This window comes from Rahnella sp. RcJ3, assembly GCF_009498575.1.
Classification (GTDB): domain Bacteria; phylum Pseudomonadota; class Gammaproteobacteria; order Enterobacterales; family Enterobacteriaceae; genus Rahnella; species Rahnella aceris.
Genome location: NZ_QSNX01000003.1, coordinates 15,951 through 29,149 on the forward strand (window position 1 = coordinate 15,951; position 13,199 = coordinate 29,149).

Consider the following 13,199-nt stretch of genomic DNA (forward strand, 5'->3'; position numbering starts at 1 on the left):
AGGTCACCGCCGGCGATAACAGGAGCTACGTACTATGAGACTTTACGTTTACGAACATTGCCCTTTCTGCGTGAAAGCCCGCATGATTTTCGGTTTGAAGAACATCCCGGTTGAGATCAAGGTGCTGCTCAACGACGATGAAAAAACACCCATTTCAATGGTGGGTAAAAAGATGGTGCCTGTCCTGCAAAAAGAGGATGGCGGCTTCATGCCGGAAAGTATGGATATCGTGCATTACATCGACAAAAGTGACGGTAAACCGCTGCTGACCGGCCCGCTGAACGCATCTGTTGCCGCGTGGTTGCGTCAGGTTTCTGAATATACCGGACGTCTGTTGTTGCCGCGTTTTGCCACCGCACCACTGGAAGAATTCTCCACGCCGGAAGCCCGTAAATACTTCGCCGATAAAAAGCAGGCTGCCAGCGGCAGTTTTCAGGAGCATCTGCAACATTCCGAAGGTCTGGTGAAGAAAATCAGTCAGGATTTGCGCGCACTCGACAAACTGATCGTCGAGCCGAATGCGGTGAATGGCGAGCTTTCCGAAGATGACATTAATCTCTGGCCGTTGCTGCGTTCGCTGTCGATTGTGCAAGGCATCGACTGGCCTTCACGGGTTCAGGCCTACCGCGATAATATGGCGAAACAGACTCAGGTAAATCTTCTCTCCCGTCTCGCAAGCTAAGCCCGTTATACTTTTTGCCGGAAGTCCGCTTCCGGCAATTTTCCCTTTTATTCCCTCCCTTCAGCACTTAGGCTAATCAGCGTTGTCTGATTGGAGCCATGATGCTTTACGGTCATGCTGACGAAATAGTTTTTACGTAATGAGGGAAGAATGACAAAGCGATTTCTGGGTGCCGCAGTACTGATGTGTGCCAGCTTACTGGCAGGCTGTAATCAACTGACGCAGTACACCATCAGTGAGCAGCAGGTGAATGATTACCTGCAAAAGAACAACAACTTTGAAAAACAGTTGGGCGTTCCGGGACTGGTGGATGCCAAACTGGTGCTGACCAATCTCAGCAGCCAGATTGGCCGGGCTGAACCCGGTATCGTGACGCTGACCGGCGACGCCCATGTCGATGTATCCTCACTGTTCGGCCCGCAGAAAGCCGATATGCGCCTGACCCTGAAAGCGCATCCAACTTATGATCGCGAGAAAGGCGCCATTTTCCTGCGGGATATGCAGGTGGTGGATTACACCATCAAGCCTGAGAAAATGGACAACGTGATGAAAGGCCTGATGCCTTATCTGAACAATTCGCTGAACACCTATTTCAACCAGCGTCCGGCTTATGTGCTCAATGGCGATCACAGCAAAGGTGAAGCGATGGCGAAGAAACTGGCGAAAGGAATTGAAGTGAAACCGGGTCAGTTGGTGATACCTTTTACTGATTAGTCTGAGTAAACCGATAATAAGAAAGCCCGGCGTGATGACTCACCGCCGGGCTTTTTACATGCTGTGTTCAGGATTACTGGTCGTCTTCTTCCGCGTCATCCAGATCCGGCGGCAGTTGCTCTTCGAGTTCGTCGCGCATCGCCTGCAAGGCTTCGCGGCTGATTTCAGACAGCGTGCGGTAGAAACCGCTGGTGGCATGGGCTTCCACTTTACCGAGGAATTTACCGCACCACGGGAACAGGTAGTCATCAAACAGCGTAATTTGCGCGCTGACTTCATCTTCCTGCGACTGATCTTCCAGCCAGGAGGCGGCCAGTAACATGGCACCGAAATGATCAGCAGGCGTTTCGCCCAGCGGCATACCGCGCTGTTGCAGGAATGTGCGCACATCCATTTCATTTGCGCCGTCAACATAATCACTGCGGAACGGCGATACCGCACATTCTGAACCGACAAACAGACGGTTAAATTCAGCGGCCAGCGCTTGCGGATTGGCACTTTCCTGCAAGCGGATCAGCAACGCATCCTGCTCCAGCGGCCAGTGCTCACGCAGCTTTCCGTCCTGAATCAGGCCAAACAACGGAACCAGCAACGGATCCTGCGGCTGACGGTAAAACAACGTGCCCAGCACGCGGCAGACAATCGAAAATTCATTCATAACAGTAACCTGATCAGATAATGAAAAGGGTTAATCCCCCGCAATTTGGTCGCGACAATGTCACAGTTCGCTTAATTCAGCAATGGGCGCGCGACCCCGGGCCTCGAGAAAATCGAGGAAACGACGCGGGCTGACATTAAGAATACGGTCTTGCGGAAAATCAATTTCACGCAGGATACGTTCGCAATGTTCAAAGCCCCCGAGTGAATAAGCGATGTGCGAATCTGACCCCAGCGCCAGCCAGCCACCGGCTTCTTTTACTGCCAGCGCAATCGCACGGCAATTTGGCTCGCTGCCCGCACGTGAATGAATAAACGATGAGTTATTCAGCTCCAGCGCGACGTTATATTTCGCGGCAGCCGCCGCCACAGCAGGAATATCAATCGGGTATTTCGGGTTGCCCGGGTGCGAAATAATATGCACTTCACCCCCCGCCATCGCTGCAATCATCGCAGCGGTATGGGTTTCTTTATCGACGGGCTGCATCACCGGCTCATGGAAACCGGCAATAATCACGTCGATTTCTTTGAGCATCGGGCCGGTACAGTCGATATCACCATGAATGTTTTTAATATTCGACTCGATGCCACGCAGAATACCGATGCCATTCACCAGACGCGGCCAGACCCGCATATTCATAAAATGCCAGTAGTGCGGCGCATCAGCCATATCAGGACCATGATCAGTGATGGCAAACAGCTTAATGCCCTTTTCGGCGGCTTCATCAATGTAATCATGTAACGTGCTGTAGGCGTGGGTGCTGGCAACGGTATGCATATGTAAATCAACCGGGTAAGGCATGTACTCTCCTTGAAAGTATTCCGCTGCGGCAACATAACCGCAGCATTTATAATGTTAGCAGATGAATATCAGTAACCCCGGCCGGGATCGACACGTCCCGTCGGCTCGCGCCCTGCCTCTATCGCCAGAATGTTACTCACGATGCTGTCCATCGCCTGCTCCGGCAACGTATCCGCACCGACGTGTGGCGTGATGCTGACCCGCGGATGCGACCAGAACGGGTGCATGCCCGGCAACGGTTCTTCAACGAAAACGTCGAGCGTGGCAGCGGCAATCTGCCCGCTGTCGAGCGCACGCAGCAAATCGCCTTCCACCAGATGTCCGCCACGACCAAGGTTAATCAGGTACGCATTATGCGAAAGATTTGTGAACAGTTTATGATTGAGAACACCGGCGGTGTGCGGCGTGTTGGGCAACAGATTGATCAGCACTTTGCAGCCGCTGGCAAACGCTGCCAACCGATCGTCACCATAGAAACTCTCTACGCCTTCCTGCGACTTGGCGCTGCGGCTCCAGCTACGCACGGTGAATTGCATATCCACCAGTGCTTTCGCCACGCTGCTGCCGAGCACACCGGCACCAAGAATACCGATAATGAATTCACTGCGTGAATGCGGAACAAGCGGGCGCCATTGTTTTTGTTGCTGGAAGAGCTGATATTCATCCATCCGGCGGAAATAACGTAATACCGTCGCCAGCGCATATTCCTGCATCTGCAACGCCATGCCGGTATCTTCCAGGCGCAGCAACGGTACGCCGGCGGGCAATGTGCCCGGCTGACGCTGTTCCTGTGTCAGGATGGCATCCACTCCCGCCCCCAGCGCGAAAATACCTTTCAGCATCGTGCGCGGCGCGAGCATGGCATGCGGTGGCCGCCAGACCAGCGCGTAATCCGCCGGGTCCTGATCATTCGCCTTCCACGCGCGCACGTTGGCCTGCGGTAATCTTTTTGTTATTCCGTCAATCCAGGGTTTTGCATCAGATGTAGGGTGGTAAAAAATAATGTTCATCGGGGAAGCCTCCTGTGAACAGATAGATTTCCCTGAATATCATCGGGATGCAACCCTGTGGCGTAAAAAAGAACAAGCCCCGGAGTTCGGGGCTTGTGAAGTGAGTGACGGAGACAGCGAATAAATCAGGCGGCAACCGGCTCACGGTGGATCATCCGGCGCAGCAGCGGGATAAGCACCAGCAGCACCACACCCGTGATAACGGAACCCCAGCCCAGCGCGTTAAACACCTGACTGTAGCCCGGATTGGTCAGCGCTGGCGTACTGCCCGCGTTCTGCGGCATCAGCCCGGAAATGTAACTGGCCAGCACCGACGCCACGCCGGTGACCATCATCCAGCAGCCCATCATCACACCCTGATAACGCGGCGGTGCCAGCTTACCGATCATCGCGTAACCGATCGGTGAAATCAGCAGTTCGCCGATGCTTTGCAGCAGATAGCTGAGGGCAATCCATTTAAACGCCACCAGGCCGTCGCCGCCCGCCAGATGAATACCCAACGGCAGCACCAGCATGCCCAGCCCCATACAGAACAGGGATGCGGAGAACTGCGCCGGAATATCAATGTTCCAGCCGCGCTGACGCAGGCGGTTGAACCACAGTGCCATCAGCGGCCCACCGATCACGATAACCACGGTATTTATGTTCTGGATCCACTGCGGTGCCACGCGGATACCATATACATTCAGGTTGATGTTGTTTTCAGAGAACAGCATCAGCCCCATGGGTGCCAGCTGATACAGTGTCCAGAAAACTAACGAACCCAGCGCCAGCAGCAGATACGCCTTCATGCGGCGGCGTTCATCCGCATCCCGATGGCGAAAAGTGACCAGCGCCATTAATGCGAAAATCACAATGCCCAGCGCGACCACAAAATAACTGCTGAATTCTGCGTGGGTCAGCAACATGCGGATAACCGGCACCAGTACAATCAGGATGGCAATACCGACCGCCATCCGGCGCAGTAACTGGCTGCGGCTGGCCTCTTTCAGCGGCGTGCTGATATCGGCCAGAATCGACCAGCGGGAAAGTGTCACCACAATCGCCGCGACATTCCCTAACGTGGCGAACAGGAACAGCGCGCGGTAGTTTTCACTGAGCTGGAAATAACCGGCGACCGCAAAACCTATAAAGAAGCCCAGGTTCATCCCGGCATAATTCCACAGGAAGGCCGATTCACGGCGGTCATCGTCCGGAGCAAAACGCTGGGTCAGCATCATATTCAGACAGGTCACATTCAGTCCGCTGCCGGTCAGGAACATGGCTAATCCCCAGTACAACCCGGTCACACCTTCCAGCGCAATCAGCGCACAGCCAAAGACCTGCAACACCATGCCGAGCACGAACAGATTACGGTTGCTGAGATAACGCCCGCCAAGGTAGCCGCCGAACATATGCAGCCCGTAGTTGAATGCGCCGAACACGCCCATGATGGCGTTGGCGTTATCTTCACTGAAACCGAGTTTTTTGGTGGCGTACAGGACCAGCGTGGAATACAGCACCGCAAAGCCGAGCGTTGCGAATGTCTGAACGAAGAATAATGTGCCCGCTCCGGCAGGAATTGCCGTCCGGTGTTGCGACGCGGTCGCGTTATTTGACTGACTCAAGAATAACCCCTGCCCTTATGTGATAAATAACCCTGCTTCAAAGGATGACTTGTACAGTTCTTATGCGAAGCATTTTTTCAGAGTGCATTGTTATACCGCTACCATGAATGATTACCACAACATATCTTGCTATTTAGCCGTAACAAAAAGTGTTTGCGGGATAATTGTGCTTTCATGCAAAAATTCTACTTATTTATGCATTCTGATAAGCAATTTTAATCACGCCCTGCAACCAGATACCGGCTGTTCATCCTTAACGCATTTTTTGCTCTTTAAATCATCAGATTGCTCTAAGTTTGTCTAAACGGCATGGAACCTGCAAAAGAGTGTTGACGGTGAGGCGACTTTTCCCTACATTAGCGCCGGTCAGCAGCACTGCGGTGCAGCCGACGACTGGAGAGGTGTCTGAGTGGCTGAAGGAGCACGCCTGGAAAGTGTGTATATGAGCAATCGTATCGAGGGTTCGAACCCCTCTCTCTCCACCACATTAAACAAAAAAGGTTCTGATGAAAATCAGAGCCTTTTTTGTTTTTGGGCGCTTTCAAAATCCGCCAGCCACGGCATTCTCCCGGCGAACAGACTCTGAGCGCCTGACACAAAACGCTGAAAATTTTCTTGACCCTTCGCGGCGGTCTCCCTATAGTAGCGCCCCGTTGCAACGTGCGCGCTGTAACGAACACGGTGAGGTGTCTGAGTGGCTGAAGGAGCACGCCTGGAAAGTGTGTATACGAGAAATCGTATCGAGGGTTCGAACCCCTCTCTCACCGCCAAATTAAAGAAAAAGGGTCCTGATGAAAATCAGGACCCTTTTTCTTTTGGTGCAACGCATCCCGATAAAGGGAATGAGTTGCGGCTGAGATGCCATTAATACCCCACCCCGACCCTCCCCTTCGCAGGGGAGGGAGCTGATCGCGTTCTACTCTGCGCGCACCGTAAGCGGGTTTTTGCCCTGCTCCTCCCCCTGCGAAGGGGGAGGTTGGGAGGGGGTTTTGCAGCTACTGCGGTGCTTTTACTCATCAGATTTTCATCAGCATCAGCCCTGCCCTTAACCCCAGCGCCACATTCGGATTCGGGAATAACACGACTTCTTCCTCTGCTTCAACCTTGTAGGTTTTACCGCTTTCTTTAGCAATGACAAACCCCTGCCTGAACGCTGTAAAATTCAGGGCATCTGCCGGGACAAATAACTCGAAATCTTCCTGTGACCGGATCACATCCTGCACCACACGGTAATGCACCAGCGGCGCGGCGGCGTCACGGGCAGGCATCGGTTCGCCACTCACCAGCGTTTGCAGCGCGCGGCGGATACCGGTGAACTGCGCGTGATCGTTACTGCCGAACGGCAGCGCTTTGCCCAGTTCCAGCGTGCAACTGTCGGCCTGAAAAACATCGCTGCTGAAATGCGTAAAAGTACCGCCCGGCGAACGGTGATGCACCAGCGCATCCAGCCCGGCGGCGTTGAGCCAGGCGAGCATCGCTTCGCTTTTCGGACGACTTTGTAAAGGCAGCAGCCCGAAGCGCACGTGTTTTGATCCGCGGATCGCCGTGTGCAAATCATAGTGGAATCGCTGCGTGGTTCCCGCCGCCGTGGCACTGCGGTAAAACAACGCCATCACCTGTTCGAGTTCCTGCGCCCGGCGGGTTTCATCATTCGGTGTATAACGCGCATGACGCCCGCCGAACATGCGGTTCATGTCAGCCTCCACAAACCGCTTATTGACACGCATTGACGGCGGATTGCCCAGTAACACCAGCAGCCGGACCCGCAACAGCCTTTCGCCTGACAGCAACTCGCTGACCAGTTGATTGAGCAGTTCAACCGGCGCAGTTTCATTACCGTGAATACCGGCGGAAATCACCACCGCCGCCTCACAGGACTGACGCGGTGAAAGCTCGAGAATGCCTTCACCACGCCATTGCCAGTCCAGCGTTTCGGTTTGTCCGGCAGGTTCTTTCACCGCATCACCGGCAAGCGTCGTCGCCAGTAAATCAAACATACATTCACTCCTGTGATGGCTCAGCGCTGGAACGGATAAATCGCACCCAGCCCGAGAATATTGGTCAGTTCGTCGAGCGCAGTACGCACTTCGGTCAGAAGCTGTGGATCGGCCAGATCTTTGGCCTGCATCCGGTCACGATAATGCGTGTCCACCCAGGTATTGAGCCGCGTGAACTGGCTGTCACTCATCAGCGAAGCCACATTGATTGCATTAAGTTCGTTGCGGTTGAGCGCGACACGCAGGCGCAAACACGCCGGGCCACCGCCGTTGCGCATGCTTTCACGCAGATCAAACACTTCAATCTGATCAACCGGGCCACCGCTGTCTTTCAGTGCTGAAAGATACGTCCAGACGCCGGTGTGCTGGCGGGACTCTTCCGGCACCACCAGCATCATTTTGCCGTCGGATTTGGTCAGGAGCTGGCTGTTAAACAGATACGTCGCGACCGCATCGTCGAGAGACACTTTTGACTGCGGCACTTCAATCGGGTGGAAATCCAGCTCAAGCGCCGCCATTTTGCGACGAATTTCCTCCAGCGCTTTGCCTGAATTCACAAACGCCTGCTCGTGATGGAAAAGCACGTTGCCGTTGCTGACAGAAATGACGTCGTTATGAAAAACGCCGCTGTCGATGGCTTGCGGATTTTGCTGAATAAACACCGTGCGCTTTTCATCAAGCTGATGCAAACGTGCTACGGCATCACTGGCTAAACGGGTCTGACGTGCCGGATAACGCACCGGTTCGTTGTCGCCGGTCGCCAGCCCGTCGCGTCCGTAAACAAACACCTGTACGCCGGGTTTATCGTACTCACCGCATAACCGGTTATGATTCGCCGCGCCCTCATCCCCCAGCGCCGCCACCTGCGGCAGCGCATCGTGATGGGCAAAATATTTATCGGCATGGAAGGTCGCGCGTAAAATGGCAGATGTGGTTTCTGCCTCAATGGCCCGGTGAAATTTATTATTCAGGTTGGCAACCGTGAAATGCACACGCCCGTCTGCGCTGTCTGCCGAAGGCGACACCGTGGCCGCATTCGCCACCCACATGGAAGACGCCGAACTCAGTGACGACAGCAAACGCGGCGAATAAGCCTGCGCTTTAGTCAGCACTTCGCGATCGCTGCCACCAAAACCCATTTTGCGCAATGTGCTCAGATGCGGACGTTCATGCGGCGGCAAAATCCCCTGTGCAAAACCGAGATCGGCCAGCGATTTCATTTTCAGCAAGCCCTGTTTTGCCGCCAGACGCGGGTTCGCCACCGCATTCTGGTTTTTAGTCGAAGCTTCATTGCCAAACGACAGCCCCGCGTAATGGTGCGTCGGCCCGACTAAGCCGTCGAAATTTGCTTCACATCCAGACATTGCTGTCTCCTCAGGTTGTACGGAAATCAATACCAGGCGACAGCGTCGCAGGGAGTTCCAGCTTGTCTGTTTCCAGCGAGGCCATCGGCCAGGCACAATAATCCGCCGCATAATAAGCACTTGGGCGGTGATTGCCTGAAGCACCGATGCCACCAAAAGGCGCGTTGCTCGATGCGCCAGTCAGCGGTTTGTTCCAGTTCACAATGCCCGCCCTTGCTTCCAATAATAGCTGCTCAAACTGAGAGCGCTCAGCAGAGATAAGCCCGGTGGCCAGCCCGAAACGGGTCTGATTGGCGAGGGCGACGGCATTATCGAAATCGCTGTAACGGTAAATGCTCAGCAACGGGCCGAAGTATTCTTCATCGGGAATGCCCGCCACACCGGTCAGATCGATAATCCCCGGCGTCAGCAGGGTATTGAGCGGATCCGGGCGCGTCAGCAACAGCAGAGGTTTACCGCCCAGCGCCAGCAGTTCGTCCTGTGCTTTGAGCATATTGCGTGCCGCCACGTCAGAAATCACACCGCCCATAAACGGCTGCGGATCATCATTCCAGCCGCCCACGCGCAGTTGCATGGTGACATCGAGCAAACGCGCGATAAATGCATCACCTGCCGCGCCCTCTTTCACCAGCAGACGGCGCGCACAGGTACAACGCTGTCCGGCAGAAATAAACGCCGACTGAATAGTCAGATTAACTGCTGCATCAATATCTTCTACCGGCTCGACAATCAGCGCGTTGTTGCCGCCCATTTCCAGCGCCAGAATTTTTTCAGGCTGACCGGCGAGCTGGCGGTGCAACTGATAGCCGGTGCCCGCGCTGCCGGTAAACAGCAGACCGTCGATATTGTGGCACGCTGCCAGCGCCTCACCGGTCGAACGACCGCCTTGTACCAGATTCAGCACACCTTCCGGCAGCCCGGCCTGTTGCCACAATTTCACCGTTTCCTCGGCAGTTTTGGGCGTCAGTTCGCTCGGTTTGAAGACCAGCGTGTTGCCCGCCAGCAAGGCCGGAACGATATGGCCGTTCGGCAGATGTCCGGGGAAATTATACGGACCAAAAACCGCCAGCACGCCATGCGGCCGGTGGCGCAGCACGGCTTCACCGTCGGGCATGGCGGTGTGTTTCTCGCCAGTGCGTTGCTGGTTGGCTTCCAGTGAAATCGACACCTTGCCGATCATCGCCTGAATCTCGGTCAGCGTTTCCCAGCGTGGTTTGCTGGTTTCCAGACTGATAATTTCCGCCAGCCGTGCTTTATGTTCCGTCAGTAAATCCGCAAAACGTTGAATCACTTCGGCGCGTTCGGCCACGGTTTTACGTGCCCAGGCGGGAAATGCCGTGCGGGCGGCTGTACAGGCAGCATCGACATCTTCCGCATTGGCGCTCAGTGCCGACCACAACAACGTATTATCTGCCGGATTGGTTTTGTTCAGTTGCGCGCCTTGTCCGCTGCGCCACTGGCCCTGAATAAAAAGTGCAGGTTGCATCATGCGAGACTTTCCTTTTTGAGAATAGGGGTTGCAGGAGCCGGTTTATCGCCGGGGAAAAGCGCCACGGCGCGCAGGGTATCGCCCTCGCGCAGGCCAAGCATGTCAGCCTCGCGGGAATTAAGCGTCAGCGAATCTGCTGAATCTCCGCCCGGCACCAGCAGGGCGCGGAAATGCTGATATTGCTCGTTGGCCACCAGGTACAGCGGCTCATCACGACCGCTGCGGTGTTCCGCCAGCCGCACCGGCAACAGACGGCTTTCTTTGACGGCGCGTAACTGATCGATTTCACCTTCGAGCGTCGGACCGGCATCGAAGATATCCACATAACCTTCGTAACGCAGCCCTTCACCTTCAAGTACGGCACGCGCCGGGGCGGTTTGCGGATGTACTTCGCCGATCACTTCACGGGCCTCATGGCTGAGCAATTCGGTATATAAAGGATGCTTTGGCATCAGTTCGGCAATAAAGGATTTCTGTCCCATGCCGGTCAGACGGTCAGCTTCGGCGAATTCCATACCAAAAAAATGACGCCCGACACTGTCCCAGAACGGGGAATGGCCGCTGTCGTCAGACATGCCGCGCATCTCCGCAATTACCTTGCGGGAGAAATACTCACGAAATGCCGCCAGAAACAGGAAACGGACCTTCGACAACAGTTGCCCGTTTTTGCCGTGACGGCAGTCCGGATCGAGGAACAGCGTGCAAAGTTCGGTATAACCGGTGTGATCGTTACTCAGAAACAGCGTCGGCACCGGCTTATAAATATTCAGGCTTTTGGAGGCGTGCACCAGCGTGCCGAGGCGGAAGTTGTACCACGGCTCACTCAGCCCGACCGCCACTTCAATAGCGCTGACGCCGACAACTTTTTGCTGTTCGGTGTCTTCGAGCACGAACAGATAGCCCTGTTCGCCTTTTTCCAGGCGACCTTCCCAGGTCGCCACTGAGCGCTCAATGCGCCCGCGTAAATGCGCTTCATCCTTGGGCAAAGACGTTAAACCGATGCCGGTTTTGCCTGACAACTGCAGGATATCGGCGAGATCGCCGGGCCGCACAGGTCGAATCAACATCATGATGCGCTACCTCATTTAACCCAAAGAATCACACGCACAGGCGCGCGACAGCCCGCTCAAGGCGGTTCAGCCCTTCTTCAATATCCGCGCCCGGAATAATCAGTGATGGCGCAAAGCGCAGTACATTTGGCCCGGCAATCAGGGCGATCAGTCCTTCTTCTGCCGCCAGCGTGTTCAGCTGTTTGGCCTGATCTTTATACCGTTCACTCATCACAGCGCCGATCAGCAGCCCCTGCCCGCGCACTTCGCTGAACACCTTATAACGGTCATTGATGCGTTTCAGACCATCGGCAAACCACTGATGACGCTTTTGCACACCGGACAACACCTCCGGCGTGTTAATCAGCTCAAAGACTTTGCCCGCCACCGCCGTCGCCAGCGGGTTACCGCCGTAAGTGGTGCCGTGCGTGCCCGGCTGGAATAACGCAGCATAGCGGTCAGTGGTCAGCATCGCGCCAATCGGGAAACCGCCGCCCAGCGCTTTGGCGCTGGTCAGAATGTCCGGCACCACGCCGTAATGCTGATACGCATACAGCTCGCCGGTACGCCCGACGCCGGTCTGTACTTCATCGAAAATCAGCACAGCCTGATGTTTGTCACACAGCTCACGCAGACCTTGCAGGAAACCGGCCTCTGCCGGTACCACACCGCCTTCGCCCTGGATCGGTTCGACAATCACGGCACAGGTGCGGGAAGAAATCTGGCTGGCAACGGCGGCCAGATCGTTAAACGGCAGATGGGTAATCGCCTGCGGTAAAGGCGCAAAATCTTCTGAATATTTCGGCTGACCGCCGGTCGTCACCGTAAACAGCGTGCGGCCATGAAACGCGTTTTTGAAGGCGATGATTTCATTCTTTTCGCCGCCGGATTTATTACCGTACAACCTGGCCAGTTTCAGCGCCGCTTCGTTGGCTTCCGCGCCGGAGTTACAGAAAAACACTTTGTCCGCAAAGGTGGCGTCGATCAGTTGCTTCGCCAGACGCAGCACCGGTTCGTTGGTGTAACCGTTGCCCAGATGCCAGACTTTATCCGCCTGTTCATGCAGGGTTTTACGAATTTCCGCATGCGCATGTCCCAGGGCATTCACGGCAATTCCGCCTGCGAAATCGACATAATCTTTACCCGTCTGATCCCACAGCCAGGATCCTTCGCCACGCACAGGAATAAACGCCGCCGGGGCATAAACCGGCACCATCCAGTCATCAAAGTTCTGGCGGCTGACGTTTTGTGGTTGCTGTTGGTGTTCCATATAAACCTCTTTTTCGCTGATTTCAGGGTGCACACCCCCGTCCCCCATACAGACAGGAAGTGCACCGGGTTCCGATGTTTTTGCACATTTAGCGGGCAATCGCGCTGGCGAGAAATGGCAGTTACTAATTTGTTATTTAAAAGTTAACAAATAATTTCACTCAGTCTCATCATAGATTGCAGTCTTCATGCCAGCAAAGGAAAAAAGTGAATAAAAAAAATGACATCGAGAAAAAACAACCACTTAATATCGCCTGTTATTCACTTTAATTGCATAAAAAATGAATAAAAGAAAAAATCCCCTTTTGCAGCAACGAGGGCACAAGAATGAGTATGCAGGGAAATATTTTGATTTCGGGTGGAATGTTTTATGCAGGATTGTGATCCGGCGCGGATCACCCGCGCTTCAATGCAGAGCAATGCCAGATAAAGGTGCAACAGCGCACGATTTTGGCGCACCCGCGTCCCGTGACGCTGCTCACAGTCTGTGCAAATAAAAAAAACCACGCGGTCTTTCTTTCAGGAAAAAGACCGTTATTACTTTCTCATGTTTCTTAAT

General features: G+C 54.5%; 13 protein-coding genes and 2 tRNA genes. 5 read left to right on the top strand and 10 right to left on the bottom strand.

Annotated features, from left to right (window positions below; genetic code table 11):
* Nucleotides 1–34 precede the first annotated feature (34 nt).
* The gene (gene grxB, locus DXU84_RS04890; RefSeq protein ID WP_013575015.1) at nt 35–682 is read left to right on the top strand and encodes a glutaredoxin 2; all 648 of its coding nucleotides are present in this window, start codon (nt 35–37) and stop codon (nt 680–682) included.
* 150 nt (nt 683–832) lie between these two features.
* The gene (locus DXU84_RS04895) at nt 833–1,396 is read left to right on the top strand and encodes a lipoprotein (protein ID WP_013575014.1); all 564 of its coding nucleotides are present in this window, start codon (nt 833–835) and stop codon (nt 1,394–1,396) included.
* A gap of 73 nt (nt 1,397–1,469) precedes the next feature.
* On the opposite strand, the gene DXU84_RS04900 is transcribed toward DXU84_RS04895, so the two are convergent.
* The 4 genes from DXU84_RS04900 to DXU84_RS04915 all read right to left on the bottom strand — a co-directional run bounded on the left by DXU84_RS04900 (nt 1,470) and on the right by DXU84_RS04915 (nt 5,472).
* A complete protein-coding gene (locus tag DXU84_RS04900; RefSeq protein ID WP_013575013.1) occupies nt 1,470–2,054 on the bottom strand; it encodes a molecular chaperone in 585 nt (194 codons plus the stop codon).
* 60 nt (nt 2,055–2,114) lie between these two features.
* The gene (locus DXU84_RS04905) at nt 2,115–2,855 is read right to left on the bottom strand and encodes a phosphatase (RefSeq protein ID WP_013575012.1); all 741 of its coding nucleotides are present in this window, start codon (nt 2,853–2,855) and stop codon (nt 2,115–2,117) included.
* A 68-nt stretch (nt 2,856–2,923) separates the two neighbouring features.
* Entirely contained in the window at nt 2,924–3,865 is a 942-nt protein-coding gene (gene ghrA / locus DXU84_RS04910) for a glyoxylate/hydroxypyruvate reductase GhrA (protein WP_013575011.1), read from the bottom strand.
* Nucleotides 3,866–3,990: 125 nt separating this feature from the next.
* On the bottom strand, nt 3,991–5,472 hold the full coding sequence (locus DXU84_RS04915; protein ID WP_013575010.1) for a peptide MFS transporter: 1,482 nt from the start codon (nt 5,470–5,472) through the stop codon (nt 3,991–3,993).
* 395 nt (nt 5,473–5,867) lie between these two features.
* Here DXU84_RS04915 and DXU84_RS04920 point away from each other — a divergent pair.
* From DXU84_RS04920 to DXU84_RS04930, 3 genes are all read left to right on the top strand, one after another.
* Nucleotides 5,868–5,957: transfer RNA gene (locus tag DXU84_RS04920), tRNA-Ser, on the top strand.
* Nucleotides 5,915–6,058 carry a hypothetical protein gene (locus tag DXU84_RS04925; RefSeq protein WP_153375011.1) on the top strand — a complete coding sequence of 48 codons (144 nt, stop codon included), beginning with the start codon at nt 5,915–5,917 and terminating at the stop codon, nt 6,056–6,058. Before DXU84_RS04920 ends, DXU84_RS04925 begins: the two co-directional genes overlap by 43 nt.
* 94 nt (nt 6,059–6,152) lie before the next feature.
* Nucleotides 6,153–6,242 (top strand) — tRNA-Ser (locus tag DXU84_RS04930).
* Nucleotides 6,243–6,488: 246 nt separating this feature from the next.
* On the opposite strand, the gene astE is transcribed toward DXU84_RS04930, so the two are convergent.
* The 6 genes from astE to DXU84_RS04960 all read right to left on the bottom strand — a co-directional run bounded on the left by astE (nt 6,489) and on the right by DXU84_RS04960 (nt 13,099).
* Nucleotides 6,489–7,469 carry a succinylglutamate desuccinylase gene (gene astE / locus DXU84_RS04935; protein WP_153375013.1) on the bottom strand — a complete coding sequence of 327 codons (981 nt, stop codon included), beginning with the start codon at nt 7,467–7,469 and terminating at the stop codon, nt 6,489–6,491.
* 20 nt (nt 7,470–7,489) lie between these two features.
* Nucleotides 7,490–8,833 carry an N-succinylarginine dihydrolase gene (gene astB / locus DXU84_RS04940; RefSeq protein WP_013575008.1) on the bottom strand — a complete coding sequence of 448 codons (1,344 nt, stop codon included), beginning with the start codon at nt 8,831–8,833 and terminating at the stop codon, nt 7,490–7,492.
* A 10-nt stretch (nt 8,834–8,843) separates the two neighbouring features.
* On the bottom strand, nt 8,844–10,322 hold the full coding sequence (astD, locus tag DXU84_RS04945; protein ID WP_112151796.1) for a succinylglutamate-semialdehyde dehydrogenase: 1,479 nt from the start codon (nt 10,320–10,322) through the stop codon (nt 8,844–8,846).
* On the bottom strand, nt 10,319–11,392 hold the full coding sequence (gene astA / locus DXU84_RS04950) for an arginine N-succinyltransferase (protein WP_013575006.1): 1,074 nt from the start codon (nt 11,390–11,392) through the stop codon (nt 10,319–10,321). Before astA ends, astD begins: the two co-directional genes overlap by 4 nt.
* A 28-nt stretch (nt 11,393–11,420) precedes the next feature.
* Nucleotides 11,421–12,641, bottom strand: coding sequence for an aspartate aminotransferase family protein (locus tag DXU84_RS04955; RefSeq protein WP_119262228.1), 1,221 nt, complete (start codon nt 12,639–12,641; stop codon nt 11,421–11,423).
* A 260-nt stretch (nt 12,642–12,901) separates the two neighbouring features.
* Nucleotides 12,902–13,099 (bottom strand): hypothetical protein, encoded by a 198-nt coding sequence (locus tag DXU84_RS04960; RefSeq protein ID WP_126124174.1) that lies wholly within the window; start codon nt 13,097–13,099, stop codon nt 12,902–12,904.
* Nucleotides 13,100–13,199 lie beyond the last annotated feature (100 nt).

What these genes read in the sequence shown, in the direction of transcription:
- grxB (WP_013575015.1), top strand. Translation starts at nt 35, where the DNA reads ATGAGACTTTACGTTTACGAACATTGCCCTTTCTGCGTGAAAGCCCGC.
- DXU84_RS04895 (WP_013575014.1), top strand. Translation starts at nt 833, where the DNA reads ATGACAAAGCGATTTCTGGGTGCCGCAGTACTGATGTGTGCCAGCTTA.
- DXU84_RS04900 (WP_013575013.1), bottom strand. Translation starts at nt 2,054, where the DNA reads ATGAATGAATTTTCGATTGTCTGCCGCGTGCTGGGCACGTTGTTTTAC.
- DXU84_RS04905 (WP_013575012.1), bottom strand. Translation starts at nt 2,855, where the DNA reads ATGCCTTACCCGGTTGATTTACATATGCATACCGTTGCCAGCACCCAC.
- ghrA (WP_013575011.1), bottom strand. Translation starts at nt 3,865, where the DNA reads ATGAACATTATTTTTTACCACCCTACATCTGATGCAAAACCCTGGATT.
- DXU84_RS04925 (WP_153375011.1), top strand. Translation starts at nt 5,915, where the DNA reads ATGAGCAATCGTATCGAGGGTTCGAACCCCTCTCTCTCCACCACATTA.
- astE (WP_153375013.1), bottom strand. Translation starts at nt 7,469, where the DNA reads ATGTTTGATTTACTGGCGACGACGCTTGCCGGTGATGCGGTGAAAGAA.
- astB (WP_013575008.1), bottom strand. Translation starts at nt 8,833, where the DNA reads ATGTCTGGATGTGAAGCAAATTTCGACGGCTTAGTCGGGCCGACGCAC.
- astD (WP_112151796.1), bottom strand. Translation starts at nt 10,322, where the DNA reads ATGATGCAACCTGCACTTTTTATTCAGGGCCAGTGGCGCAGCGGACAA.
- astA (WP_013575006.1), bottom strand. Translation starts at nt 11,392, where the DNA reads ATGATGTTGATTCGACCTGTGCGGCCCGGCGATCTCGCCGATATCCTG.
- DXU84_RS04955 (WP_119262228.1), bottom strand. Translation starts at nt 12,641, where the DNA reads ATGGAACACCAACAGCAACCACAAAACGTCAGCCGCCAGAACTTTGAT.